20 protein-coding genes and 1 pseudogene are annotated in these 25,680 nt (G+C 70.3%); 12 read left to right on the top strand and 9 right to left on the bottom strand.

Annotated elements, in window-relative coordinates; genetic code table 11:
- Nucleotides 1-128 precede the first annotated feature (128 nt).
- A pseudogene (locus CG740_RS36000) lies at nucleotides 129-895 on the bottom strand (transposase).
- A gap of 91 nt (nucleotides 896-986) precedes the next feature.
- Between CG740_RS36000 and CG740_RS35995 the strand changes: the two are divergent.
- Nucleotides 987-1,541 (top strand): hypothetical protein, encoded by a 555-nt coding sequence (locus CG740_RS35995; protein ID WP_199846680.1) that lies wholly within the window; start codon nucleotides 987-989, stop codon nucleotides 1,539-1,541.
- A gap of 119 nt (nucleotides 1,542-1,660) precedes the next feature.
- On the opposite strand, the gene CG740_RS35990 is transcribed toward CG740_RS35995, so the two are convergent.
- From CG740_RS35990 to CG740_RS35975, 4 genes are all read right to left on the bottom strand, one after another.
- A complete protein-coding gene (locus CG740_RS35990) occupies nucleotides 1,661-2,497 on the bottom strand; it encodes a transposase (protein WP_234376691.1) in 837 nt (278 codons plus the stop codon).
- A gap of 218 nt (nucleotides 2,498-2,715) precedes the next feature.
- Nucleotides 2,716-3,591 (bottom strand): HNH endonuclease, encoded by an 876-nt coding sequence (locus tag CG740_RS35985; protein ID WP_100579522.1) that lies wholly within the window; start codon nucleotides 3,589-3,591, stop codon nucleotides 2,716-2,718.
- Nucleotides 3,591-5,012, bottom strand: a complete 1,422-nt coding sequence (locus tag CG740_RS35980; protein ID WP_234376690.1) for an AAA family ATPase — start codon at nucleotides 5,010-5,012, stop codon at nucleotides 3,591-3,593. The genes CG740_RS35985 and CG740_RS35980 overlap by 1 nt, the downstream gene beginning before the upstream one ends.
- Before the next feature lie 1,167 nt (nucleotides 5,013-6,179).
- Nucleotides 6,180-7,172, bottom strand: coding sequence for an aldo/keto reductase (locus CG740_RS35975; protein WP_100579520.1), 993 nt, complete (start codon nucleotides 7,170-7,172; stop codon nucleotides 6,180-6,182).
- 533 nt (nucleotides 7,173-7,705) lie between these two features.
- On the opposite strand from CG740_RS35975, the gene CG740_RS35970 reads away from it, so the two are divergent.
- From CG740_RS35970 to CG740_RS35960, 3 genes are all read left to right on the top strand, one after another.
- Nucleotides 7,706-9,223, top strand: a complete 1,518-nt coding sequence (locus CG740_RS35970) for a flavin-containing monooxygenase (RefSeq protein ID WP_100579519.1) — start codon at nucleotides 7,706-7,708, stop codon at nucleotides 9,221-9,223.
- Between the two features lie 31 nt (nucleotides 9,224-9,254).
- Entirely contained in the window at nucleotides 9,255-10,223 is a 969-nt protein-coding gene (locus CG740_RS35965; protein ID WP_100579518.1) for an AurF N-oxygenase family protein, read from the top strand.
- Between the two features lie 86 nt (nucleotides 10,224-10,309).
- Nucleotides 10,310-11,920: an FAD-dependent oxidoreductase gene (locus tag CG740_RS35960; RefSeq protein WP_100579517.1), complete on the top strand. Its 1,611-nt coding sequence runs from the start codon at nucleotides 10,310-10,312 to the stop codon at nucleotides 11,918-11,920.
- Nucleotides 11,921-11,962: 42 nt separating this feature from the next.
- Here CG740_RS35960 and CG740_RS35955 read toward each other — a convergent pair whose 3' ends face one another.
- Complete coding sequence (locus tag CG740_RS35955; protein ID WP_100579516.1) at nucleotides 11,963-12,652, bottom strand: TetR/AcrR family transcriptional regulator; 690 nt, start codon at nucleotides 12,650-12,652, stop codon at nucleotides 11,963-11,965.
- Between the two features lie 86 nt (nucleotides 12,653-12,738).
- Here CG740_RS35955 and CG740_RS35950 point away from each other — a divergent pair, with 86 nt between their 5' ends.
- The 4 genes from CG740_RS35950 to acuI all read left to right on the top strand — a co-directional run bounded on the left by CG740_RS35950 (nucleotide 12,739) and on the right by acuI (nucleotide 18,861).
- Nucleotides 12,739-13,350 carry a class I SAM-dependent methyltransferase gene (locus tag CG740_RS35950; protein ID WP_100579515.1) on the top strand — a complete coding sequence of 204 codons (612 nt, stop codon included), beginning with the start codon at nucleotides 12,739-12,741 and terminating at the stop codon, nucleotides 13,348-13,350.
- 213 nt (nucleotides 13,351-13,563) lie between these two features.
- Entirely contained in the window at nucleotides 13,564-14,466 is a 903-nt protein-coding gene (locus tag CG740_RS41790) for a hypothetical protein (RefSeq protein ID WP_324901206.1), read from the top strand.
- 1,064 nt (nucleotides 14,467-15,530) lie between these two features.
- Nucleotides 15,531-17,723, top strand: coding sequence for a glycoside hydrolase family 31 protein (locus CG740_RS35940; protein ID WP_442802874.1), 2,193 nt, complete (start codon nucleotides 15,531-15,533; stop codon nucleotides 17,721-17,723).
- 151 nt (nucleotides 17,724-17,874) lie between these two features.
- On the top strand, nucleotides 17,875-18,861 hold the full coding sequence (gene acuI / locus CG740_RS35935) for an acrylyl-CoA reductase (NADPH) (RefSeq protein WP_100579513.1): 987 nt from the start codon (nucleotides 17,875-17,877) through the stop codon (nucleotides 18,859-18,861).
- A 15-nt stretch (nucleotides 18,862-18,876) separates the two neighbouring features.
- On the opposite strand, the gene CG740_RS35930 is transcribed toward acuI, so the two are convergent.
- Nucleotides 18,877-19,791 (bottom strand): DMT family transporter, encoded by a 915-nt coding sequence (locus CG740_RS35930; protein ID WP_100579512.1) that lies wholly within the window; start codon nucleotides 19,789-19,791, stop codon nucleotides 18,877-18,879.
- On the bottom strand, nucleotides 19,788-20,705 hold the full coding sequence (locus tag CG740_RS35925) for a phosphatase PAP2 family protein (protein WP_100579511.1): 918 nt from the start codon (nucleotides 20,703-20,705) through the stop codon (nucleotides 19,788-19,790). The genes CG740_RS35930 and CG740_RS35925 overlap by 4 nt, the downstream gene beginning before the upstream one ends.
- 186 nt (nucleotides 20,706-20,891) lie before the next feature.
- On the opposite strand from CG740_RS35925, the gene CG740_RS35920 reads away from it, so the two are divergent.
- The gene (locus CG740_RS35920; protein WP_100579510.1) at nucleotides 20,892-21,491 is read left to right on the top strand and encodes a TetR/AcrR family transcriptional regulator; all 600 of its coding nucleotides are present in this window, start codon (nucleotides 20,892-20,894) and stop codon (nucleotides 21,489-21,491) included.
- 47 nt (nucleotides 21,492-21,538) lie between these two features.
- Here the strand turns inward: CG740_RS35920 and CG740_RS35915 are convergent, their stop codons facing one another.
- A complete protein-coding gene (locus tag CG740_RS35915; protein ID WP_100579509.1) occupies nucleotides 21,539-22,318 on the bottom strand; it encodes a DeoR/GlpR family DNA-binding transcription regulator in 780 nt (259 codons plus the stop codon).
- 141 nt (nucleotides 22,319-22,459) lie between these two features.
- On the opposite strand from CG740_RS35915, the gene CG740_RS35910 reads away from it, so the two are divergent.
- From CG740_RS35910 to CG740_RS35900, 3 genes are all read left to right on the top strand, one after another.
- Entirely contained in the window at nucleotides 22,460-23,344 is an 885-nt protein-coding gene (locus CG740_RS35910; RefSeq protein ID WP_100579508.1) for an SIS domain-containing protein, read from the top strand.
- A gap of 68 nt (nucleotides 23,345-23,412) precedes the next feature.
- A complete protein-coding gene (locus CG740_RS35905) occupies nucleotides 23,413-24,270 on the top strand; it encodes a class II fructose-bisphosphate aldolase (RefSeq protein ID WP_100579507.1) in 858 nt (285 codons plus the stop codon).
- Nucleotides 24,271-24,414: 144 nt separating this feature from the next.
- Complete coding sequence (locus tag CG740_RS35900; RefSeq protein WP_199846679.1) at nucleotides 24,415-25,644, top strand: cytochrome P450; 1,230 nt, start codon at nucleotides 24,415-24,417, stop codon at nucleotides 25,642-25,644.
- Nucleotides 25,645-25,680: the final 36 nt, after the last annotated feature.

Raw genomic sequence — 25,680 nt, 5'->3', positions numbered from 1 at the left:
TCTCACCCACACCGGACTCACCATCCACCCACCACACCCACCGAACTTACGAAAAGATCAGTAGGGGCTGTCCCGTAACTGATCTTGGGAGGGTTAGGACAAGAACGACTGGCCGTCGATGGGGTCCGTTACGCGGCTTGGACGAGGTTGTGGAGGTGGGCGATGCCCAGCATGGCGTGGTGGACGCCGTCGCCCTTGAGACGGCAGTCGCGGAGGATCTTCCAGTTCTTCATGCGGGCATAGACGTGCTCGACTCGGGCGCGAACCTTCTTGTGATCGTGGTTGTGCTCGGTCTGCCAGTCGGTGAGTTCGCCGCCTTTGGGGCGGCGGTGCGGGATGACCAGGCCGGTGCCCGGGTAACCGCCGTCGGCGATCGTGGTCGTCCTGCCGACGGCGTCCTTCGCGCCGGACTCCGTCCATGCCCTGCAGTCGTTGCGGTTGCCGGGCAGGGGCTTGCCGACTGCGACGACCAAGCGCGTGTCGGCGTCGACGACGACTTGGTGGTTTGTGGAGTACCGGTAGTTCTTCGACTTCGCGGCAATGACGTGGTCCCGGGTGGGGACGAGGGTGCCATCGACGATCAGCACCGTGTCCTTGGCGAACCGCTTGCCTTGCTTCAGTGCGAGCAATGGGGCGATGTGGTCCACGATTCGGTCGGCCGCCGACTTGGACACACCGAACAGCGGCGCGATCTGCCGCAGAGTCAGGTTGGTCCGCCAGTAGGCCGCGACCAGCAGGACCCGGTCCTCCAGCGAAAGACTCCAGGGCCGGCCCGGCCGCATGGTGTCGGCACCTTCGCGGCGGAGGACCGTGATCAGCTTGCGGAAGCCGTGCGAGCTCAGCCCGGTGAACGGGGCTATCCAGACGACTCCGACCCCGTGATCACTCCAGCCACACGGGGATCGTCACATCAGATCGGCTCGACGCCGTGACGACCGTTGCAGCTAAGCTCCACGGCACAGCCGATGTTGGGCAAGGGGGAGATCGTGAACCGACCACTGCTGTTCCTCGATGTGGACGGACCGCTCAACCCCTATGCGGCCAAGCCAGAGAAGCGCCCCGTCGGCTACACCACACTCAGGGTGCCCCGGGACAGCGGGAACCCAACGGAACACGGAGGACTCTCGCGCCAGCGACGGCCCCTACGGGTCTGGCTCAACCCTGAGCACGGGCAAGCCCTGCTTCGGCTCGGCTACGAGCTGTGCTGGGCCACCACGTGGATGGACGACGCCAACCGGTGGATCGCCCCGGTGCTCGGCCTACCCGAACTCCCCTTCGTCGAGTTCGGCGACGCCCTGCTCCAAGAACGCTCTGACGGAGTCCACTGGAAGACCCGTCCGCTGGTGGACTACGCCAACGGTCGCCCCTTCGCCTGGGTGGACGATGAGCAGAGTGATCTCGACGAGCTGTACGTAACCGCCCATCACCGGGGTCCTGGGCTTCTCCACCACGTCAACCCGCGAATCGGTCTGCGCGAGGACGACTTCCACGCGCTCGCCGAGTTCACCCGGTCACTGAACACCACACAAGCCACCGGCTGAGCACGCCACCACCCATTCGATGGCTCTGCACTCGGCTCCGCGATCATTGCGGGACAAGTCTTACGAGCTCGTGCATGGTTGGCGGTAGTGCGTCGAAGGGCGTGGATCGGTTGTGGTGTTCACGTTCGCGTACTGCGGGCGATCGTTGCGGCCTGTTGGAGGGAGAGCAGTCCGGCGACAGCTTGGATGATGTCGCTCATGTGCTCACGGCGGCCGTGGTGGCGTGCGAGGGACCGCCAGTTCTTCAGATGGCCGATGCGATGCTCGACCCGGATGCGACGTGAGGAGTGCGCCTTGCGCTGGCGCTCGTACATCTCCTCGTACCACTCGGGTGGGTTCTTCTTGAACTTGCGGTGCGGTGGCGTCACCACGCGTCCGTCGGTCTGAGCACCGAGTCCCTGGTAGCCGGCATCGGCCAAGATCTCCACAGCAGATCCATCGGCCAGAAGCTTGACCAGGCCCAGCTTCCGGGCGTGGGTGATGTCCGCGCAGCTGGCCGGTTCGGCCGGGCTGCAGAACAGCAGTCGCCCCTCGGCGTCCGTGAGGACCATTGACTTGACCGCGTTCTGTTTGTTCCTTCCGGAGATGAACTTCTCCCGATCCTTGCGCCCGGCCGCCGGACGACGCACCCGGACCTCGGTCCCGTCGATGATTCCGGTCTGCCCGTCGGTGCCGAGACAGTCGATGACCTCGGCGAGGCTGCGTAGCCTGAGGCCTGGTGCGACAGCACAGCCCCGTTCGGCGAGCAGGGGCCGCACCTCACCGATCGCACGTGTGATGGTGGAACGGTCGACACCGAACCAGCAGGCCAGCACATCGTGCGTGGCGCCGTGGCGGAGGTGCACCAGCGTGGCCAACAGCCGGTCAACGAAGACCAGTTTGTGCTTGGCGCCGGCCCCAACGGCTCTGCGGCGAGCGCGAGCGGTGAGTGCGGCCTGGTGATTCTGGTGCCACAACGGGCCGACCTCTGGGACGAGTTCAGCGATCACATCAGGCGTGAGCCCGGTGATCCGCTGGCTACGGATGATTGCTGCACGAGCCCGGTTCCCCACCACATAGACCATGATCAACGATCACAGTCTCGACGCGCTACCGCCAACCATGCACGAGCTCGTTAGTCAGGCAGGTTGGAACAGGCGCGTTCACCCGCGGAGCGCCCGTGCCGCACCGGTCTTCACCCCGCAGCGATGTCCCGGAAGCCGCCCTCGCAGTACCAGGGGCTGTCGGCGAGTGCGCGGTACAGGGCCGCCATCCAGTTGTTCTGCCGGGGCTTGCTGCGAAAGCGCATCAAGCTTGCGAGCTCGGCCCGCACGTCCCCCGCTCCACCAGCAAGGAACACCGCCTCCAGAGCCGCGCCGACAGTGACCAGTTCGTCGGCGCACTGCTTCGCGAAGAGCGTGTCCAGCTCGAAGGCATCGAAGTGGAACCGCACGCGGTCGGCGAGGTCCTCACCCCAGGCGGGGTGCGGGGCCACGAAGTAGCGGACGCGCCAATCGAGCGGCCCCGGGACAGGTTGGACGAGGAGTTCGGCGCGCAGCCAGAGCTGGTCTTCGATGTCGTCGTAGTAGGGGTGGAGGCTCTGCTCTCCCCCTGTGGCCGGGAAGCGATCGAGCTTGACGGTATTGCAGTCGGCACAGACAGGGATGAGATTGTCGGGCGCCACCGCCAGGAAGGGGTAGTGGGCTTTCGGCAGGTGATGGTCCACCTGCTTGATGCGGCCGATCCCGCACAACGGGCACTTGCCCGGAGCGTTCCTGATCCGGTCGTAGAGCGGGCGCCCGGGGTATTCCTTGTCCCGCAGCCGCCGGTCGTAAAGCCTTTCCAGCGCCTTGGTGTGATTCCTATCGGGCGGGTTCGGGCCGAACTCCCGGCGGTCCAGTGAGTGCAGCGCAGACGCGGTGCACGCCGCGTCGAAGGTCGCTGACGCCTTGACTATGGACTCCTCGTATCCCGACAGAATCTCTTCCTGCAACTTGCCGACCTTGGTGCTGGTGCAGAGCTGGAAGACTTCACGGGCGGATTCCTGCACCGGGCGGTCGATGTGCAGCATCAGCGCGTCCCGTCCCGGTGGCGGCGAGCGGCCACACGGGCCAGCCCGCGGCCCTCTGCCCCCAGCGCGTCGTCCAAGGCGCCCAGAATCTCCTCGTAGGTGTACCCCTCCCTCGCGAACTGCTCGATCATGGCGTGGAATCCGGTGTGGGTGACTTCCAGACCAAAGATCTCCCTGGTGATGACCCCCACGTTCTCCCCGAACGTCTCGATCTCGGGGTGATCCACCGCCACGTCGCCTCCTGCCCGGCGCAGCGCCCACACCGCGCGGCGCGGTGTCTCCTGGAGGACCACCGGCGAGTGCGTAGCGATGAGCGCGACCCCGTTGGTGTCCAGGAGCAGTGCGGACAGCACCCGGATGAAAGTCGACAGCAGCGGCGGGTGCAGGTGTGCCTCGGGCTCGTCGACCAGGACCAGGGTCCGCTCGGTGCAGTGCTCGACCAGCCTGGCCAGGGTGAGAAGGACAATCTTGTGCCCCGAGCTCAACGGGGCGAAGACGCTCTTCGCGTCGGGCAGGTCGCCGTCGGGGGCTGCGAGGAGAGCGATTCGCTGCTCCTGGAAGATCGGGTCGGTCTCCTCCAGACGCTCCAGGACATCACGCCAGCGCTGTTCGCGTACGGGGCCCTGGGACACGCAGGCGCTCGCGCTGTCGGCGAACTCCTGCCCAAGCTCGGATGGCCCTTTCAGGCTGCTTTCCCCGCGCTTCTTCAGTCCGACGTACTGGTAGCCGACATGCCGGGTCGGGGCGAGCGGCTCAAGGGCATCGAAGGCGCTGAACCCGACAGAAACCAGGTTTGCGAACGGACGGGCATAGTTCCCTGCACGGTCGGTGAGCCGACTTCCATCAATCGGCTGAAGACGCGCGCCTAGCACTGTGCGGGCGAGCGTGTCCAGGAGGTGGGTCTTGCCGACACCGTTGCTGCCGATCAGCGCGTGCACGTTGGTCGGCGGCATGGCATCGGGGTCGACTTCAAGGCCCAGGCGGATCCACGACCGATCGGGCTCCGAGACGCGCTGGCGGTAGTCGATGTCGAATTTGGAGCGTGTCGGCCCGCCAATTGCGATGCGGTGGAACTGGCCGGTCACCGTCTCGGGTTCCGTGCCTCGCAACAGCGACTTTGTCATCACCGCCTCTTCGGAAGCGACCTCGAAGAGGTGGGGATCGAACGCGGCGTCCTTCAACGTCCTGAGGATGGACTCGCGCGTGCTGGAGTCGAACTCGTCACGCAACTGGGTGTAGTAGCTTTCGTCCACCCCCAGCGAGAAATACCGGTCGGAGAGACGCTCGAACGTCTGCGGGAGGTCGACCTTGCCCGACTCCATCCCGTAGCAGGCAACCTTGCAGGTACCGATCTCGATCTGCCGTGAGCCGTTGAAACACCACAGTGTGAAACTGGTCTGGAACCCGAAGTCGTCCCACATGTCCTGAACAAGGAACGCACCCGGTGCCTCCCTCGGAGGCACACGGCGCGGAGGTATCTGCGTGAAGAGCACCCACGGACGCTACCCGGATCGGTCGCACCACGTCCGCCCGATACTTCTCCTCGCACGGAGCAATCGCCGAATCGCCTCGATACTCGGTGCATCGTGGGAGGGTCTGGTCACCCTCGCGTCGTCAGCGGCCACGGCCAGGAATGGCTGGGCGAATATAGCCAGAGGGACGTGCTTGCGCTCGGCGATCCAGCCGCGGATCTGGTAGTGGTTCAGGCAGCCCTGACCCTTTGCGACCTGGCGCACCACCGTCGGGCAGGCGAGGAACGTCGTCGCCGTTATCGTCCCCCTACCCGCGGGGACGGTCCCAGGTCTGGGACATCGCGATACCGCACCCACGGCCTACCCCAGCCGCGTTCCCGCGGCCGAAGCGAAGCTGGCGTTCTACGAGGCATGTGAGTTTGGCCCGCTCGGCGGGCACGGCCCCGGGACCGACCGGGCCGTGATTCTTGTCGAAGTCGGCGATCCGCTCGTCAGGTTGTCGGGCTCGATCTGCCGCTGCGCGGCCCTCTTCAGAGGCGGACATGCCTCGCTTGCCCACCCGCTCACGGATCGCTTGCTTGGGGACCACCCCTGGGGACCAGTGTCCGGTGCACGCATCTTCGTGCCATTCGGGAGCCCGGGGAGGAAACGAAGGCATGACGTGTCCAGCGGCATTGGCCTCACCAGGGAGAGCCGGGCCCCAGAAGGCTGGTTCACCAGCGGTTCCTTGGCGTGGCACCAGTCCATCAGGAACCTCAAAGGCAACGTCGTGCGGACCCGTCGGCATGAGTCCTCCTGCGCCGTCGAGCTGCGATCGGGCCCCTCATTGCGAGGCCCGATCCTCCGGCCGGCGTCCCTGCCCTGGGGACCAGTTGGGGACCAAACGGTGCTCGCGTACCTGAACCACACGCGCACCGCCGCACGTTCCGCATCCCAGTTCTGTGCGATATGTGCAGGTAGTTCCCGTGGTCCTCACTCCTGGGGGTCAAGGGGTCGCAGGTTCAAATCCTGTCGTCCCGACTCGAAGGAGTCGCAGATCAGGGCCGGTATCGGAGACATCCGACACCGGCCCTGATCTTGTTGGGGAGCCCGGGGATCCCGGAAGCCGCGCGTGGATCAGCGGCCGAACCGTGACCGCAACTGTTCGGGGACTCGTTCGCCCTGGATCCGGATGTCGGCGGCGGCCTCTTCGATCCGTCGCAGGTCGCCGGCTGTCAGCTCGACGTCGAGTGCGCCCAGGTTCTCCTCCAGGCGGTGCGGCTTCGTGGTGCCGGGGATCGGCACGAACCACGGCTTCTGCGCCAGCACCCAGGCGAGCGCGATCTGGGCCGGCGTGGCCCCCTTGTCGTCGGCAATCCGCTGCAGCAGGTCGACCAGCACCTGGTTGGCCTGCCGTGCCTCGGGGCTGAAGCGCGGAAGCATGCGGCGGAGGTCGTTGTCGGCCAGCGGCGTGGTGGAATCGATCGTGCCGGTCAGGAATCCCTTGCCGAGCGGGCTGAAGGGCACCAGGCCGATGCCCAGTTCCTCCAGGGTCGGAATGATGTCGGACTCGTGCTCGCGCATCCAGAGCGAGTACTCGCTCTGGAGTGCCGTCACTGGCTGCACGGCGTGGGCACGACGAATCGTCGTCGCACTGGCCTCGGACAAGCCGAAGTGCTTCACCTTGCCTTCGGTGATCAGCTCCCTGACCGTGCCGGCCACGTCCTCGATGGGCACGTCGGGGTCGACGCGGTGCTGATAGAGCAGATCGATGCTCTCCGTCCGCAGACGCTTGAGCGCGGCCTCCGTCACTCGGCGGATCTGCTCGGGCCTGCTGTCGACCCCGGACATCGGGGTCGGCCCGTCCTCGCCGTGCCTGATTCCGAACTTGGTGGCGATCACCACCTGGTCGCGGACCGGTGCCAGCGCCCGGCCGATCAGCTCCTCATTGGTGAACGGCCCGTAGACCTCGGCGGTGTCGAAGAACGTCACGCCGTGGTCGACAGCAGTCCTCAGCAGCTTCGTCATCTTCGTTGTGTCCTGTGGCTGACCGTAGAAGAAACTCATGCCCATGCAGCCGAGTCCGAGAGCCGAGACTTCGAGGTGCTGTCCGAGTACGCGTTTTTGCATGAGAGGCGCTCCTGGGTTTTCGGTCGTCCGGCTCGCGCGTATGTGATGTTCGGCCGGGAGCCGGTAGGGGTTTTCGGGGTCGGGCAGCCGTCCGGGACGCCGGCGAGACCCTGGTGGTGCAGGCGTGTCTTGGACGCTATGGCCCTGGAGTGCACTCCAGGCAAGCGCGGCCGGAGCCGGAAGAGCCGTCGCGCCGGCCGGCTCCCCGCGCTCAGGAACTGGCTGGATCCGTCAACTGCGCCCATGAGCCGATGAGATGGGCTGTCGCCGGGCCAGGCGCCGGCGGCTGCCGGGGGAGGGCCAGGTCGGATCCGTGCCGACCGGGGCGGGCCTGGACTCCGTCGCGTCCCGCTCGCGGTACGACGTGGCCCACATCACGTTACCGGCGGTATCTGAAACGCCGTGTCGCAGGTAAATTGCGAGTACGTGCATGGGCGTCGCCACGCCTGAGCAAGCGTCAGCGCCCCGAGCGGCAGCGGCACTCCGCCGCTGTCCCGCCCGGGCGCCCACGAGCGAGAGCGAGGGTCTCCGCGATGGAGCAGCAGCACGTCGACGTCCTGGTCATCGGCGCCGGGATTTCCGGCATCAGCGCCGCGCGCCACGTCCTGCGGGCCAATCCCGGCGCCTCGGTCGTCGTACTGGAGCGGCGTGCCCGGGTCGGCGGCACCTGGGACCTGTTCCGGTATCCAGGCATCCGCTCCGACTCCGACATGGCCACCTTCGGGTTCGGCTTCCGTCCCTGGCGCCAGGCGCGCATCCTCGCCGGTGGCGCGGACATCCGGCAGTACGTGGAGGACGCCGCGGCCGACGCGGGGGTGCTGGAGCGCATTCGGTTCGGCCGCCGAGCGGTCGGCGCCGACTTCTCGCACGCCGACGGCCGATGGGCGGTCGAGGTCGAGGACGAGACCACCGGCGGGCGCGAGTCGTACAGTGCGGGCTACCTCGTCGGCGCGACCGGCTACTACGACTACGACGAGCCCTACCGCCCGGAGTTCCCCGGCGAGGCGGACTACCGGGGCACGCTCGTGCACCCCCAGCACTGGCCCGAGGACCTCGACCACACGGGCAAGCGCGTGGTCGTCATCGGCTCCGGCGCCACCGCCATCACACTGCTCCCCGCGATGGCCGACGACGCCGCGAGCGTCACCATGCTCCAGCGCTCGCCCACGTACATCCTCGCCCTGCCCGAGGTCGACCCGGTCACCTCCGTGCTCCAGAAACTGCACGCACCGGCCCGGCTGACCCACAAGATCGCCCGCACCCGCAACATCGCGCTCCAGCGCGGGAGTTACGCCTTCTGCCGCAAGTACCCCCGGCTCGCCCGCAAGGTCCTGCTCGGCCTCGTGCGGGCCCGGGCCGGCAGAGGCGTCGACATGCGCCACTTCAGCCCGCGCTACCAGCCCTGGGACCAGCGGCTGTGCGTCGTCCCCGGCGGCGACCTGTTCAAGGTGCTCAAGAGCGGCAAGGCGGCCATCGCCACCGACCACATCGACACCTTCACCGCCGACGGCATCCGGTTGAAGTCCGGCCGGGAGCTGAAGGCGGACATCGTCGTCACCGCCACCGGACTGAGCGTCCGGCTCCTGGGCGGCATGGCGCTCACCGTCGACGGCAGCCCGGTCGACGTCACGAACCGCGTGCTCTACAAGGCCGTTCTGCTCGAAGGCGTGCCCAACATGTCCCTCGTCATCGGCTACACCAACGCCTCCTGGACCCTGAAGGCGGACCTGGCGGCCGACTACACGGCCCGCCTGCTCGCGCACATGCGGCGCCACGGGCACGACATCGCCACCCCGGTGGCCCGCGAAGCCGACCGCTCGGAGTTCTCCGTCATGGGCGAGGCGCTGACCTCCGGCTACATCGCGCGCGCCGACAAGGCCATGCCGCGCCAGGGCACCCGCGACCCCTGGCGGCTGTGGAACAACTACTACCGCGACCGCGCCATGCTGAGCGGCGCCCCCATCGAGGACGCCGCGCTCCGCTTCGAGCAGGCGGGCTCGTCCGTCGCGGGCAGCGCGGCCGGTGCCCAGGAACCGACCCGCGCCGCCTGACCGGCGGCCCACCAGACAAGCGAGGACGAAGATGACCGCGCACCTGACCAGGAAGGCCTACGACGAGCGCCTGCGGACCCTGTCCGAGGGCTCCGTCAACGTCCACTTCAACGCCTTCACCGACATCAAGTGGGACGACCCCGAGTTCGCCGTGGACCCGAGCGACCCGCGCTGGGTCCTCACCTCGGCGGACGCGCTCGGCGCCCACCCCTGGTACCAGGAGCAGCCGCTGGAGACGCGGATCCGGATCGGGATCTGGCGCTGGGCGGTCATCGCCAAGGTGGGCATGCAGTTCGAGAACCTGCTCATGCGCGGAGCTCTGGACTACGTCTACCAACTGGGCAACCAGAACCAGGAGTTCAGGTATCTCACCCATGAGATCACCGAGGAGACCCACCACACCCAGATGTTCCAGGAACTGGTCAACCGTACCGGCGTGGACACCGCCGGCGGAAAGCGCTGGTTCCGCCAACTCAGCCGGGTCCTGCCGCTGTTCGGGTCCCTCTACCCGGAGGCGTTCTTCACCGGCATCCTGGCCGGCGAGGAGCCCATCGACCACTTGCAGAAGGCCGCCCTGCGCAGCGGCGAGCCGGTGCATCCGCTGCCGCAGCGGATCATGCAGATCCACATAGCGGAGGAAGCCCGCCACATCTCCTTCGCGCACGAGTTCCTGCGCCTGCGCGTCCCGCGCTTCGGCAAGGCCCGCCGTGGCGCCCTGTCCCTGCTCTTCCCGCTGATCATGCGCAGCCTGTGCGACGTCATCATGATCCCCGACCGGAAGTCCGCCGAACGGGTCGGCATCCCGGCATGGGTGATCAAGGACGTCTTCTGGAAGTCGGAGGCCGGCCGGAGGCTGCTGCACGAGCTCTTCTCCGACGTACGGATGCTCGCCGAGGACGTCGGCCTGATGAACAAGGCGTCCCGCCCGCTGTGGCGGGCCCTGCGCATCGACGGCCGCCCCGCACGCTTCCGCGGCGAGCCGGCCCCGCTCACCGACTGACGCCCCGCCCCCCCGGCCGAAGCCCCGGGCACCCCCTTTCGCCGCCTGCCGCCTGCCTCGAATGCCCGAACGGAGACCAGCCCGCCGTGCCGTACGTCGTCACCCGATCCTGCTGCGCCGACGCCTCCTGCGTGCTGGCCTGCCCGGTCAACTGCATCCACCCCGCGCCGGGCGAGCCCGGCTTCGGGGCCACGGAGATGCTGTACGTCGATCCGCGTACGTGTGTGGACTGCGGTGCGTGCACGACGGCCTGCCCGGTGGACGCGCTCAAGCCCCATACGGCCCTCGGCGCGGCGGAGTTGCCGTTTCTGGAGCTGAACGCCTCGTACTACAAGGAGAACGCGCACGCCGACCGCGCCCCCATGTATGTGGTGCCGCGCCAACGAGCGCTTCCCGAGGGCGAGTTGAGCGTCGCCGTCGTCGGCGCCGGGCCGGCCGGACTGTTCGCCGCCGACGAGCTGCTGCGGCATCCGGGCGTGCGCGTCACCGTCTACGACCGGCTGCCCACCCCGTACGGTCTCGCACGGGCAGGCGTCGCGCCGGACCACCAGGACACCAAGCGGGTCACGGAGCTGTTCGGAGCCATCGAGTCACAGGCCGCCTTCAGCTACCGTCTCGGGGTCGAGGTCGGCGCCGACGTCACCCACGCCGATCTGCTGCGCGAGCACCACGCGGTCATCTACGCGGTGGGCGCCGCGACCGACAAGCGCCTCGGCATCGAGGGCGAGGACCTGCCCGGCAGCGTCTCCGCCACGGACTTCGTCGCCTGGTACAACGGCCACCCCGACCGCGCGCACGACGACCACGACCTCGGCTCCGAACGCGCGGTCGTCATCGGCAACGGCAACGTCGCCCTGGACATCGCCCGCATCCTCACCGCCGACCCCGACGCCCTGGCGCGTACCGACATCTCGGACCGCGCGCTCGCCGCACTGCGCGGCAGCAAGATCCGTGAGGTCGTCCTTCTGGGCCGACGCGGCCCCGCGCAGGCCGCGTTCACCGTGCCCGAGCTCCTCGCGCTCGGCGCCCTCAAGGACGTGGACGTGCGGGTCGAAGGCCGGCCCGAGGGCCTGGCCCCCGATGCCACCGAGAAGACGCGGCTCCTGTCGGACCTGGCCGCCCGGCCGACGGCCGAGGGCCGCCGCCGCATCGTGCTGCGCTTCCTCACCGCCCCGGTGCGGCTCGTCGGCGACGGCTCGGTACGCGGCCTGGAGGTCACCGCCACCACGCTCGTGACCGACGACGACGGAACCGTCCGCGCCCGGCCCACCGGCGACACCCGGACCCTGGAGACCGGCCTCGTGCTGCGCTCCGTCGGCTACCGGGCCCGTCCCGTCCCCGGTCTGCCCTTCGACGAGGACACCGCGACGGTCCCGCACGAGTCCGGACGGGTCGAGCCCGGCGTCTACGTCGCGGGCTGGATCAAGCGGGGTCCGACCGGCTTCATCGGCACGAACAAGACCTGCGCCCACGAGACGGTCCAGTCCCTCCTGGACGACTTCGCGGCCGGCCGCCTCACCCGGCCGGTGTCCGCGGTGAGTACGGCGGGCAGCGCCCTCGGCCTCGCGGCCTGGCGGGCGATCGACCGCGTGGAGCGCGCGGCGGGCGAGGCGCAGGGGCGCCCCCGCGTCAAGCTCACGGACACCGAGTCCCTGCACCGCGCGGCAGCCCGTGCGGTGCCGGCGGCAGGCGGCTGACGGGCCGACGGCCGTACGCTCGGCGGAGCCGGGGCACGGTCCTCAGCGCCGCTCCAGATCCGCCACGCGCTGGTGCGGCGACAGTTCTACGCCCAGGTCCCGCAACGTCGCGTCGAGAACCGCCCAGACCGAGCGGCACAGCATCGCGCGCAACTCGTCCTCGGACTGCTCACGCCGGTCGTCGTGCACCCACTGGTTGACCGCGGTGTCCACGAAACCCACGATGCCGATCGCGACCGAACGGATCGGCGCCTGCGGCACCCCGAGCGCCTTGAGCACATCCCCGAACCGTTCGCTCAGCATCAGGGCGATGGCCGTCTTGGTGTCCGCCACCAGCGAGCCGTCACCCATCGCATGCTCCGCGACGCCCATGTAGGCGTACAGGCGCGGGTGTTGGGAGACCCAGTCCAGATGTGCGCCGACCACCCGGTGCACGGCGTCCTCGACGGTCCCCTCGAAGGTGAGGGTGGGCTCCATCCGTCGCAGGAACGAGTCCACCACCCGTCGGCGGATCAACTCGTCCAGATGGGCGCGGTCCTTGAAATGCCGGTACAGCACCGATCGCGGCAGCCCGACCCGCTCGGCGAGCCGCTGCACCCGAAAGCGCGCGCCCTCCTCCTCGATGAGCGCGACGGCCGCGTCCACCAAGTCGACCTGGCGCTGCGCCTTGTGCTCGTCCCACCGGGTGGAGCGTCCGTCGATCTGCGGCTCTCCGCCGGTTCTGTCCGCCACCCGGTCAGGATATCGGACCGGGTCAGGACGCCCGCGAGTCCCGGGGCCGGCGCCCGGAGCGCTTCCGACGATCTACAGTCGGCCTCATGAGTCGATGGCAGGAACTGACCGGTGGAACCTCCGGAGCCGAGTACGCCGCGCGCTTCGAGGCGCTGGCCCGCGGTGGCGGGGACGTACACGGCGAGGCGGCGTTCTGCGCGGCCCTGGTACCGCCGGGCGCGCGGGTTCTCGACGCCGGGTGCGGTACCGGGCGGGTCATGATGCGGCTCGCCGAGCTCGGGTACGACTGCGTCGGCGTCGACCTGGACGCTTCGATGCTGGCCGTGGCGAGGGAGCGGGCGCCTCGACTTCCGTGGTTCCAGGCCGACTTGGCGGCGTTCGATCCGGCCACGCTCGGTGTCACCGCGGACTTCGACCTCGTCGTCGCGGCCGGGAACGTCCTGCCGCTGGTCACGCCGGGTACCGAGGCCACGGTGGTGGAGCGGCTGACGGCGGCCCTGGCCCCGGGCGGCCTGCTGGTCGCGGGCTTCGGCCTCGACGCCGCCCACCTGCCGGTGCCGCCGAGCCTGACGCTGGCCGAGTACGACGCCCACTGTGCCACCGCCGGTCTCACCCCCGTCGCCCGCTTCGCCACCTGGGACGCGGCTCCCTACGACGGCGGTGGCTACGCCGTCAGCGTGCATCGCCGCGACCGCTGATCCGCGCCGATCCGTGGTCGGCTGCGGTGGGCCCGGCAGGCCCCGGCCTCCCTCGACGGGCGCGGCAACCGCCGTAGCCCTCGGACGGTTGCGGGGCGGACGGTGGACGGCGGATGTCTGGTGACGGCCTGTGAGCGGGCTCAGGCAGAGGCGCGGCGGCGGTACTGACGCGGGTGACGTGCCCCGACGCCAGAGCGATTACGATCCGGGCTCATGAGCACCTCGGATCAGGAACAAGCGGTGGGCGCGGCGCCGGAAGAGCGCGGAGCGTCGCACGCGGCGGAGGCGACGGTACCGGGCCAGGCCTCGAAGGCCTCGAAGCGGCCCTCGGGGGAGCGGGGTGCCGCCGCGGAGGGGGATCCGAGAGGTACGGAGGCGGACGCCGGGGCTGCGCAGAGCACCGGACGCGCCGAGGGGCCGTCGGCCGCCGAAGCCGCCGAAGCCGCCGAGCCCGCCGAAGCCGCCGAGCCCGCCGAGCCCGCCGGGCCGGAAGGCGGGCGGGCCGAACCGACCGGTGCGGCCGAACTCCCGGACGCCGGCGCACCCGTAGCCGCCGTGGCCGCCGAGAACGCCGTGCGCCCCGCGTCTTCGGGAGCTGTCCAAGGCGGCGGCTCCGGCAAGGACGCCGGGTCCGGCAAGGACGCGAGGTCCGGCGTGACGGTCACCACCGGAGAATCCGAGCCCGCGTCCGCCGAGCGCGCCGAGGCCCGTGGCAGCTCGCACTCGGCCGACCCGGCGGCCCCCGGTCGTCCGGAGCAGGCGGAGTCGGCACAACTCCCGCAGAAATCGGGGGACTTCGCGAAGGCAGGTAACGGGGCCGAGGTCGAGGGCGAGGTCGAGGTCGAGCCCGAGGTGCGGCAGGGTATGGCGCCTTGGAAGGCCCGGCGCGTCCGCATGGTGGCCGCCGGTGTGCTCATGGCGGCCATGGGCGTGATCCTCGTGGTGCGGCTCGCCACGCGTTCCTCCGTGCTGGTGGTCGGCGTGTACGGGCTCGCTCTCATCCTCTGTGGCGTGGTGATCGAGCTGAGCCGCAACGGGCGTACCCGGCTTGGTTCTTGGCTGCTCGTGGTCGGTCTCGCGGCGGCGTTCGGCATGGACCGGTTCGTCCTGCCGTAACGTCCCGCGAGGCCATGGGGCGGGTCGGCCTCGATCGGCCCCTTGAGAGGGTGTCGTGTCCGACGAGGAGTTCTCTCCGCCAGGTCCCTGATGGGAGGCGGCGAGGGCAGGGGAGCGGAACGGTTCCGTCGGACACTCCTCAACTGGCTTATGGGGCGCCCAGTTCCGCCCTCCAGCGGCACCGGGACCCGCAAGCCCGGAGCCCCGAGCACCCCGCGCTGAGGGTCACGCGGGCGGCCTTCCCTCCGTGCGGCCCCGGGAGGGGCGCCCGCTCCCAAGGGGCCGCTGCCCTTCTGCCGGGTGAGCGCAGCGGACTCGCCGCTCTCAGGGCCGTCCCGCGGCGCTCAGGGCCACCTCGGCCCGCCCGCACCAACCTCGCCGCACATATCCACCGTTCACACCCCAACCCCCCCACCCCGCATCGGCGATGCCCGCCCCCCTCGCCTCAACCGTTGACATGTACCCGCCTCACGGTGAATCTTGATGCTCGAAACTCCACTGTTCCAAGCATGAACGCGCACGCCGCGCCCGGCTGTTGCTCGGCACGAACGGAGAACGAAACCTTGCGGACCCCTTCGCGGAACCCCTCGCGGACCTCCTGGCGCGGCTCTCGCCCGCCCCGGCGACCCGCCGTCGCCGTCTTCTCGGTGCTGGCGCTCGCCCTCACCGCCCTCACGGTTCCGGCGGCCCACGCCGAGGGTGCGACGCCGCCCGGCGGCACCCTGGACAGCGCAACCAAGTCACTGACCTGGCAGAGCCCGGTCTACGAGAAGGGCACCGTCGGCTCGCCCGACAAATGCCCGCCACCCGCGCAGGATCCGGACGGCGCGGTCTGTGCCCGCTTCGACCTGACCGTGAAGCCGCCGGCCGGACAGTGGGACGACAACCCGGAGGGCGGTGTGCCCGTATCCGTCCAATGGGCCACCCCCACCGACGACTTCGACCTGTACGTCTACGACGACGCCGGCAAACAGGTCGCCTCCAGCGCGGGCACCGCCGACCCCGAGGCCACCGTCATCCCGAAGGCGTCGGGCACGTACCACGTGGTGGTCGTCCCCTACGACGTGCACCACAACTCGTTCACGGGCACCGCGTATCTGCCCGAACCGACCGACGCCGGGAACCTCACCTCCTTCGGCGGCGAGGACGGCACGTACGACATCGCCGCCGGGGCGCTCAAGGCGCGGGTGGACTTCCTCGCCGACGACACGATGCGGCTGCGCGCCGCCCCGGACGGAACCTTCACCGACCCGCCCGGCAGCCATATGATCCAGACCCGGCCGACGCCGCAGAAGAACACCAACTCCTTTGAAACAGGCGCCTATTACGGGATCCGGAGCAAGGATGTCGTCCTGCGCGTCTACAAGAAGCCGCTCCGCTTCGCGCTCTACAAGGGCGACAACCGCAGCGTGATCTGGTCCGAGGCCGACCCGCTGCGCTGGACCTCCGGCGGCATGCGGCAGAGCCTGACGCGCGGCGCCGACGAGCAGTTCTTCGGCGGCGGCGAACAGAACGGCAGCTTCTCGCACCGCGACCAGGTCATGAACGTGGGCAACAACACCAACTGGAACGAGGGCGGCTGGAACAACTCCCAGCCCTTCTACATCTCCTCGGCCGGGTACGGGGTGTTCCGCAACACCTTCACGCCCGGCGTGTACGACTTCGGTCCGCGCGTGCGCACCGGGCAGCAGGAACGGCGCCTGGACGCCTACTACTTCACGGGTGATGTGAAGTCCGTCATCGGCAAGTACACCTCGCTGGTGGGCAAGCCGTTCATGCCGCCGGTGTACGGGCTCGAACCGGGCGACTCCGACTGCTACTTGCACAACGCCAACCGGGGCGAGCGCCACACCCTGGACGCGCTCAAGGTCGCCGACGGATACACCCGGAACCAGATGCCGCTCGGCTGGATGCTCGTCAACGACGGCTACGGCTGCGGCTACGAGAACCTCGCCGAGACCGGCAAGGGCCTCCAGGCGCACAACGCGCAGCTGGGCCTGTGGACCCAGGACGGCCTCGACAAGCTCGCCGAGCAGGTCAAGGCGGGGCAGCGGGTCGCGAAACTGGACGTCGCCTGGGTCGGCAACGGCTACGGCTTCGCCCTGAACGCCTGTGACCAGGCGAAGGCCGGCATCGAGGACAACAGCGACGCGCGCGGCTTCGTATGGCTGCCGGTCTCGTGGTCCGGCGCCCAGCGCTGCGGTGTCCTGTGGAGCGGCGACCAGAAGCTCAGCTGGGACTATCTGCGCTGGCAGATCCCCACGTACGCGGGTGCCACGCTCTCCGGTATCGCGTACAACACGGGCGACGTGGGCAGCATCTTCGGCCACGACCCGAAGATGTACACCCGGGACCTGCAATGGAAGGCGTTCCTGCCCGCCATCATGACGATGGACGGCTGGGCCAAGGACCTCACCACCGGCAAGGCCGCCGATCAGCAGCCCTGGCTCGACGGCGAACCGTACGCCTCCATCAACCGCAAGTACCTCCAGCTGAAGGAGCGGCTCGTCCCGTACATGTACGGGCTGTCCAAGGACGCCACGAAGACCGGCGTCGGCGCGGTCCGCCCGCTCTCCCTGGAGTACCCGGACGACCCCAACACCCTTGGCGCGAAAGCCAAGTACGAGTTCCTGGCCGGACCGGACTTCCTCGTCGCGCCCGTCTACAGCGACACCAGTGTCCGCGACGGCATCTACCTGCCCAAGGGCACCTGGACCGACTACTGGACCGGCAGGACCTACCAGGGCCCGACGACGATCGACAACTACGCGGCTCCGCTCGACACCCTGCCGCTCTTCGTCAAGGGCGGCTCCATCGTGCCGATGTGGCCCAAGGGCACCACGTCCTGGGAGACCAGGGACAAGGGTGAGCTGGACTACGACGTCTATCCGCAGCGGGGCAGTTCCTCCTACACCCTGTACGAGGACGACGGCGTCACCCGCCAGTTCGCCAAGGGCGCCTCGGCCACCCAGCGGGTCCAGGTAACCTCCGCAGGGCGGGCCTCGGTCATCAACGTCGGTGCCAGCGTGGGAAGTTACCAAGGAAAGCCCGCCTCTCGGTCGTACCGGTTCACCGTCCACACCCAGGCGGCCCCGGGCATCGTCGCGCTCGGCGGGAAGCGGTTGCAGCGTTGCGGTTCGGCGGCGCAGCTGGCCACGGCGGGCACCGGTTGGTACTTCGATCCCGCGACCGGAGTGACGGAGGTGAAGACGCCGCCGCGGTCCACCGGGCACGGCTTCGCCGTCGAGATCGCGTGACCTGACACCCGCCACCGGGTCGGGGGCCGTGCCGTGAGCCGTCCGGTGCGGCCCCTCCGCATGTGCGCGGAGGAGACTCGGGCAAGATCGACGTACGACTGGGACGTACGGTTGATCAGCACCCGACCGCCAGGAGCAGGAGAGGGATTCGATGTCATTCCGCGCCATCCGTGTGACGAAGGACGAGCAGGGCCACCGGGCAGACACCGTCACCCTGGAGGAGCACGACCTCCACGAGGGCGATGTGACCGTCGCCGTGGACTACTCGACCGTCAACTACAAGGACGGCCTCGCGCTCGCCCACGGCAAGGGCATCGTGCGGACGTATCCGCTGGTGCCCGGCATCGACTTCGCGGGCACCGTCGAATCCTCCACGCACGCCTCGTTCGCGCCCGGCGACAAGGTGGTGCTCAACGGGTACGGCGTGGGGGAGGGGCACGACGGCGGCTTCGCGCAGAAGGCCCGGGTCAGCGGTGACTGGCTGGTCCCGCTGCCGGCCGCGCTCACCACGCGGCAGGCCGCAGCGATCGGCACCGCCGGGTACACGGCCATGCTCAGCGTGCTCGCCCTGGAGGACGCGGGCCTCACCCCCGACCGTGGCGACGTGCTCGTCACCGGGGCCGCGGGCGGTGTCGGCTCGGTCGCCGTGACGCTGCTCGCCGAACTGGGATACCGGGTGCTCGCCTCCACGGGGCGGCCCGCCGAGGCCGACTACCTGCGCGACCTCGGCGCGGCCGAGATCATCGACCGCGCCGAACTCTCCGCCCCCGGCCGCCCGCTCGGCAAGGAGCGCTGGGCCGGAGCGGTCGACTCGGTCGGGAGCCACACCCTGGTCAACGTCCTGGCGGGCACCCGCTACGGCGGCACGGTCACCAGCTGCGGCCTCGCCCAGGGACCCGACCTGCCCGGCACGGTACTGCCGTTCATCCTGCGCGGAGTGACCCTGGCCGGCATCGACTCCGTACAGGCCCCGATGGACCGCCGAGTCCGGGCATACGAGCGCCTCGCCCGCGATCTCGACCTGGCCCGCCTGGAGAGGATGACCACGCTCATCGGCCTGGCCGAGGTACCGGGCGTCGCCGAGCGCATCCTGGCCGGCCAGGTGCGCGGCCGGACCGTGGTCGACGTCAACGCCTGACAAGGGGGCCCGTTCTCAGGCCGTGATCCGTACCGCCGGTTCCGGAGCCGGCAGTTCGGTGGGCAGGACCGTGGGGAGCGGGGTCGGGAGATCGGCGGGGGTGGCGCCGGTCAGCATGATGACGCCCCGGGCCGCGACGGCCGCCGACGCGGCCGCGGTCAGCCAGCCGAGCGGGCCGCCGTGGAAGCTCTCGCCGAGCAGCGCCACTCCGATGACCGCGGCCGCCGCCGGGTTGGCGATGTTCACCACGGCGAGGGGCGCGGCGAGGCCGCCGCGGTAGGCCGCCTGCGAGAGCAGGAGGCCGCCGACGGCGAACGTCGCCACCAGGACGGCGACCAGGGAGGTGCCCCACCAGGGGAGCGGGCCGCCGGGCAGTGCGTGCGACAGCGACGCGGTGACCGTCTGGGTCAGCGCGGACGCCACACCCGAGGCGATGCCGGACGCGGTGGCGTGGCCGAGGCCGGTGCCGCGGGACGAGTGCGCCCCGGCCCGGACCAGGAAGGCGAGCAGCAGCGCGGTGGCCGCGGCGATGGCGAGGGCCTCGCTCAGGCTGAGCGCGTCGCCGGGGCTCGCCGGTCCCGTGACCGCGATCAAGCCGGTGAGCCCCGCCAGCGTCCAGGCAGCTCCCCGCCACTCGCGCCGGGTGACCCGGCGCCGCGCGTAGTACGCGGAGAGCGGCAGCGCGGCGACCAGGGTGAGGGCGCCGAGCGGCTGGACCAGGGTGAGCGGGCCGTAGTGGAGGGCGGCCACGTGCATGAGGGCGCCGGCCGCGTTGAGGCCGACCGCCCACCACCACAGGGGCCGGGTGAGCAACTGCCCCATGCCGCCGCCGCCCTGCGCGGCGAGCCGGGACTGGCCGACGGCGGCCAGTGCGTAGCCGACGGCCGAGGCGAGCGAGAGCAGGATGGCGAGCAGCGCGGATTCGTTCATCGCACGGCCTCGGAGAGCTGGGGCGCGCTGGTGCGCGCAGAAAGCGGTGACGGTACCGGTGCCTGCCGGGACGCGGGCGCGGGCTCCGGGAGGGCGGTCGTCTCGGGCGAGCGCCGCGGTACGGAGGACCGACGGGCGGCCCGCTTGGGTGCCGCAGGCAACTGTGTGGGCCGCTTCGGCGCGGGCACGAAGTACAGCACCGCGCCAAGGAGCGCCGAGGCCACGATCGCGTCCAGCCAGTAGTGGTTCGCGGTGCCGACGACCACGAGCAGGGTGAGCAGCGGGTGCAGCAGCCACAGCCACCGCCAGCGGCTCCGCGTCGCCATGATCAGGCCGATCGCGACCATCAGCGCCCAGCCGAAGTGCAGCGAGGGCATGGCCGCGAACTGGTTGGCCATCGTGTCGGTGTCGGGCGTCGCCGCGTACACCGAGGGTCCGTAGACCTGTGCGGTGTCGACGAGTCCGGCCGTGGTGAGCATGCGCGGCGGGGCCAGCGGGACGGTGATGTGCAGCACCAGGGCCGCGGCGGTGAGCCCGGCGAGCACCCGGCGCGACCACAGGTAGTGGCCCGGGCGGCGCAGGTACAGGTAGACCAGGAAGGCCACGGTGGCCGGGAAGTGCACGGTCGCGTAGAAGGTGTTGGCGACCTTCACGAGGGTGTCGCCGTGCAGCAGCAGATGCTGGACCGAGCCCTCGCCGGGCAGGTGCAGCGCGCGCTCCCAGCTCCATACGCGGTCCGCGTTGTCGAACGCCCTGGCCTCGTGGCCGTTGGCCAGCCGGCGGCCGAACTTGTACACGAGGAAGAGCGCGGTCACGAGCAGCAGCTCGCGCACCAGGGGCGGCCGGGAAGCGGTCGTCTCCGGTCCGGCGGGACGGGTCTCACGACGCGCCCCCGTGGTTATACCGGCAAACATTCTCCGGCCCCTTTGAACCTGGATCGATACGACGAAAAACACAAGCAAACGTAGGAAGGCTAGATCGAAACTCATCGAGACGCAAACGTCTCGATACGTTTGCGTCTCGATTGAGCGGAGCCTACTCTCGTACGTGCAGGAGTGCCCCTTGTTTTCCGTGCCCCTTGTCCGTCTCCGGAGGGAACGATGTCGACGCAGGCCGCCACGGCCGCTGCCCGCCGCAGCAAGATCAGCCCCGAGCGTGAGCTGGAGCTGTACGACGCGGTGCTCGACCTGCTCAGAGAGGGCGGCTACGACTCCGTGACCATGGAGGGCGTGGCCGCGCGCACCAAGTGCGGAAAGGCCACCCTGTACCGGCAGTGGAAGAACAAGCCGCTCCTCGTCACCGCCGCGCTCGGCAGAAACCGCTGCTCGTTCTTCTCCGGCATCGACACCGGCTCGCTCGCCGGGGACCTGCGGGAGGCGGCCCGCGCGGTGGGCCGGCGCGAAGGGCCCGACAAGGCGCTCATGGAAGCCGTCGGGCAGGCCTACATCAAGCACCCCGATCTGCGCGAAGCCCTCCGCGAGACCGTGCTGAACCCCGAGATCGCGGCTCTCGACGCGATGCTCCGGCGCGGCGTCGAACGCGGCGAGGTCGCGGCGGACAACCCGGCGATCGGCTATGTCGCCCCGCTGGTCATGGGCATGCTGCGGGTGGAGCGGCTCTTCGAGGACCGCTTCCACGGCGAGGACACGGTGCTCGGGCTGATCGAGTCCGTCGTCCTGCCGGCTCTGCGGATCGGCTGAGGCGGCCCCGGAGCCCGGTCTGGCCGAGCCGGCCCGGCCGGGCGTGCTCAGACCGCGATGACCGTCACGCCCGCCTCGGTGAACGCGGCGACCGTGGCGTCCGAGACGGCCGTGTCCGTGACCAGTGTGCCCACCTGGGACGTCGCACAGATCCGGGCGAACGTCCGCTTGCCCAGCTTCGTGGAGTCCGCGGCCACCACGACCCGCTCGGCCCGCTCGCACAGGAGCCGGTTGATGCCGGCCTCGTCCTCGTCGTGCGCCGAGGTCCCGTGCACCACGTCGAACGCGCCCACGCCGAGCACCGCCACGTCCATCGTGATCTGGTTCAGGACCCCGCCCGCGAGCGGACCCGTGAGCTCGTAGGACTGGGGGCGGGCCACCCCGCCGGTCACCACGATCTTGAACTGCGGCCGCACCGCGAGTTCGTTCGCGATGTTGAGCGCGTTCGTCACGATCGTCAACGCCGGTGATCCAGTGGCCAGTTCGGGCCGCACGGCCAGCGCGCGGGCCACCTCCGTCGTCGTGGTGCCGCCGGTCAGACCGACCGCCTCACCCGGCGCGACCAGATCCGCCACCGCCTTCGCGATCCGCTGCTTCTCCGAGGCCTGGCGCGCCGTCTTGTAGCGCAGCGGCAGCTCGTAGGAGACGCCGTGCACGAGCGCTCCGCCCCGGGTGCGCACCAGCATCTGCTGTTCGGCGAGCTGGTCGAAGTCGCGCCGGATCGTCGCGGCCGACACCCCGAGGGCCGTCGCCGCCTCGTCGACATCGAGGCGGCCCTGCTCCACGAGGAGCTCAAGCAGCGCCTGCCAGCGGGCGTCGCGCGACATCCGCGCCCTCCGTTCTTCGTACTGGTAACCGTCCGTAGTGACCTTAGCGCACCCCTATATGCTTGATCGTGCTCGATATCGAGCTATATTTTGCAGAAACAAGCACGACAGCGCGTCACATCCAGAGGGTGGGAGCCCGGCATGAGCCATGTCGAGAACGAACTGAGCAGTCAGCCCGAATGCTGGAAGCGGGCGGCCGAACTGGCCCTCCAGCACAAGGACGCCCTGCCGGCCGCGGGCGAGCGCGTCGCCGTCGTCGGCTGCGGCACCTCCTTCTTCATGGCGCAGGCCGTCGCCGCCCTGCGGGAGAGCGCGGGCCTCGGCGAGACCGACGCCTTCGCCGCCTCCGAGTTCCCCGCCGCCCGCCGCTACGACCGGGTCGTCGCGCTCACCCGCTCCGGCACCACCACCGAGGTGCTCGCCCTCCTCGCCCAGGTGCGCGGCCGGACCCGTACCACCGCCATCACGGCCGACCCCACCACCCCGGTGATGGAGGCAGCCGACGACATCGTGGTGCTCGACTTCGCGGACGAGGAGTCGGTCGTCCAGACCCGCTTCGCCACCACCGCCTTCACGCTGCTGCGCGCCCACCTCGGGCTGCACACCGAGCAGGCCGTCGCCGACGCGCGCACCGCGCTCGCCGAGCCGCTGCCCGAAGGCCTCGTGGAATCCACCCAGTTCAGCTTCCTCGGCCGCGGCTGGACCAACGGGCTCGCCCAGGAGGCCGCCCTCAAGATGCGCGAGGCATCGCTGTCCTGGACCGAGGCCTACCCGGCGATGGAGTACCGCCACGGCCCCATCAGCATCTCCACCACCTCGACCGCGACCTGGATGTTCGGCGAAGCCCCCGAAGGGCTCGCCGAGCAGGTGGCCGCCACCGGAGCACTGTGGATCGAAGGCCGCCTGGACCCGCTCGCCGAACTCGTCCGCGCCCAGCGCCTGGCCGTCGCCGTCGCGGCCGCCCGCGGACTCGACCCGGACCGGCCGCGCCACCTCACCCGCTCGGTGATCCTCGACGGCGCCTGAGCGGGCCGGCACCGGAGAACGAACAACGTGACAGGTGAGAACGTGACACAGGTGAAGGGGAAGCACTGATGCCACTCGCCAGGACCGGCACACTGGTCGCCGAGGCCGCAGACAAACGCCGCGCGGTCGCGGCCTTCAACATCATCACGCTGGAACACGCCGAGGCGGTCATCGCCGGAGCCGAGGCGGCCAAGTCACCGGTCGTCCTCCAAGTCAGCGAGAACGCGGTCAAGTTCCGCTACGGCCGGGTCCTGCCGCTGGCCCGTGCGGCGGTGGCCGCCGCCGAGGCGGCCTCCGTACCGGTCGCGCTCCACCTCGACCACGTCAAGCAGGACGAACTGCTGCGGCAGGCCGCCGACGCCGGGTTCAGCTCCGCCATGTACGACGCGGCCCACCTGCCGTACGAGGAGAACCTGGCGGCGACCCGCGCCGCCGCCGATTGGGCGCACACCCAAGGCCTGTGGATCGAGGCCGAGTTGGGGGAGGTCGGCGGCAAGGACGGCAAGGCCCCGCTCGACGCCCACGCGCCCGGCGCGCGCACCGACCCCGACGAGGCGCGCCAGTTCGTCGCCGAGTCGGGCGTCGACGCACTCGCCGTCGCCATCGGCAGCACCCACGCGATGACCTCGCGCACCGCCGAACTCGACCACGCCCTGCTGGCCCGGCTCGACGACGCGCTGCGGGTCCCGCTGGTCCTGCACGGGTCGTCCGGCGTCCCGGACGACGCGCTCGCGGCGGCCGTGGCCGGCGGCATCGCCAAGGTCAACATCGGCACCGCCCTCAACATCGCGATGACCGACGCCATTCGCGCCTACCTCGCCGCCCACCCCGAGGCGGTCGACGCCCGCACCTATCTGACGGTCGGCCGGCAGGCGATGGCCGCGACCGTCACCCGGCTCATCGCAGTGCTCGACCGGGCCGTCTGAGGCGCCCGCGCCCGCCGCCGGGGCCCCGTGGGGCACCCGGCGGCGAAGGCGTGGGGGACCCGCGGGCCGCACGGTGGCGAAAGCGCCACGTTCTGCCCGTCCGGCGCTCTTCCGATGTGGCCGGACGTCGTAGACGATGGGCCTGTGGACAGGCATGAGCACGCTCGGCTCGACGCGCTGCAGCGCGACCCCTATCCGCACTATGCGCGGGCCCGGCAGGCCGAAGGGCTGACCTTCGTGCCGGAGCTCGACGCCTGGCTGGTGGCCCGGGACGCGGATGTGCGCGAAGTCCTGCGCCGCCCCGAGGCGTTCTCCTCCGCCAACGCGCTGCGCCCCGACGTCCTGCCCGGGCCCACGGTGCTCGCCGAGATGGGCCGGGGCTTCGGCGGACGCCCCGTCGTGGTCAGCTCCGACGGCGCCCTCCACCAGCGGCTGCGCGCCCCCATCGTGCACGGCCTCTCGCCCGCCCGCGTCGCCGCGATCGTGCCGTACGCCGTGGAGCGGGCCACCGAGCTGATCGACGCCTTCACCGCGGGCGACGGCGCCGATCTGATGGCCCAGTTCGCGCTCCGGCTGCCCGGCCAGGTGATCGGACGCCTGGTGGGGCTCGACCCCGCCGATGTGCCGCTCGCCGTGCACGGCGGCCACCAGGCCGAGCAACTCCTGTTCCGGCCGATGGACGAGCCCGCCCAACTGGCGGCCGCGCGCGACGTCGTCGCGATGCAGCACCTCCTCGACACCTACGTACGGGAGCGCCACGCCCGCCCCCGGGACGACCTGTGCACCTCACTGATCGCCGCGCTCGCGCCCGGCGGCGAGCCACCGGGCGCCGAACTCACCCTGGACGAGCGGCACGAGATGGTCGCCCATCTGCAGAACTTCCTGCTCGCCGGGCACCTCACCACGAGCGCGCTGATCGGCTCCACGATGCTGCATCTGCTGCATCACCCGGCGCAGTGGGAACTGCTCTGCGAGAAGCCGGAGTTGATACCGTCGGCCGTCGAGGAGGCGGCCCGCTACGACAGCCCGATCCAGGGCTTCCGCCGCATCACCACCCGCCCCGTCATGCTGTCCGGCACCGAACTCCCCATCGGAGCCGTGGTGTTCGTGGCGTACGGCTCCGCCAACCGCGACCCGAGCCGCCACGAACGCCCCGATGTCTTCGACATCACCCGGCCGCCCGCCCGTCACCTCGCCTTCGGGTACGGCGTGCACGGCTGCCCGGGCTCGTCCCTGGCCCGCGAGCAGCTCCGGATCACCCTGGAACTCCTGACGGCACGCCTCCCGGGACTGCGCCTGGCGCAGGACAGACCCGTCGTCATGCGCCCCACGATGATCCATCGCTCGCCGGAGGAACTGCCCGTGCTCTGGTAGCCGAACGCGCCCGGGTCAGCACGGCATATCCTCCGA

Origin of the sequence: Streptomyces sp. CB01201, assembly GCF_002803085.1 — a bacterium.
In the GTDB taxonomy this organism is placed as follows: domain Bacteria; phylum Actinomycetota; class Actinomycetes; order Streptomycetales; family Streptomycetaceae; genus Streptomyces; species Streptomyces hundungensis.
The sequence above is the reverse complement of the archived record's forward strand: the minus strand, read 5'-3'. Positions and strand labels throughout refer to the sequence as shown.

Bases quoted from the DNA above. Each gene is read 5' to 3' on its own strand.
- CG740_RS35985 (WP_100579522.1), bottom strand. From the start codon at position 3,591: ATGCTGCACATCGACCGCCCGGTGCAGGAATCCGCCCGTGAAGTCTTC.
- CG740_RS35980 (WP_234376690.1), bottom strand. From the start codon at position 5,012: ATGTGGGACGACTTCGGGTTCCAGACCAGTTTCACACTGTGGTGTTTC.
- CG740_RS35975 (WP_100579520.1), bottom strand. From the start codon at position 7,172: ATGCAAAAACGCGTACTCGGACAGCACCTCGAAGTCTCGGCTCTCGGA.
- CG740_RS35970 (WP_100579519.1), top strand. From the start codon at position 7,706: ATGGAGCAGCAGCACGTCGACGTCCTGGTCATCGGCGCCGGGATTTCC.
- CG740_RS35965 (WP_100579518.1), top strand. From the start codon at position 9,255: ATGACCGCGCACCTGACCAGGAAGGCCTACGACGAGCGCCTGCGGACC.
- CG740_RS35950 (WP_100579515.1), top strand. From the start codon at position 12,739: ATGAGTCGATGGCAGGAACTGACCGGTGGAACCTCCGGAGCCGAGTAC.
- CG740_RS41790 (WP_324901206.1), top strand. From the start codon at position 13,564: ATGAGCACCTCGGATCAGGAACAAGCGGTGGGCGCGGCGCCGGAAGAG.
- acuI (WP_100579513.1), top strand. From the start codon at position 17,875: ATGTCATTCCGCGCCATCCGTGTGACGAAGGACGAGCAGGGCCACCGG.
- CG740_RS35930 (WP_100579512.1), bottom strand. From the start codon at position 19,791: ATGAACGAATCCGCGCTGCTCGCCATCCTGCTCTCGCTCGCCTCGGCC.
- CG740_RS35925 (WP_100579511.1), bottom strand. From the start codon at position 20,705: ATGTTTGCCGGTATAACCACGGGGGCGCGTCGTGAGACCCGTCCCGCC.
- CG740_RS35920 (WP_100579510.1), top strand. From the start codon at position 20,892: ATGTCGACGCAGGCCGCCACGGCCGCTGCCCGCCGCAGCAAGATCAGC.
- CG740_RS35915 (WP_100579509.1), bottom strand. From the start codon at position 22,318: ATGTCGCGCGACGCCCGCTGGCAGGCGCTGCTTGAGCTCCTCGTGGAG.
- CG740_RS35910 (WP_100579508.1), top strand. From the start codon at position 22,460: ATGAGCCATGTCGAGAACGAACTGAGCAGTCAGCCCGAATGCTGGAAG.
- CG740_RS35905 (WP_100579507.1), top strand. From the start codon at position 23,413: ATGCCACTCGCCAGGACCGGCACACTGGTCGCCGAGGCCGCAGACAAA.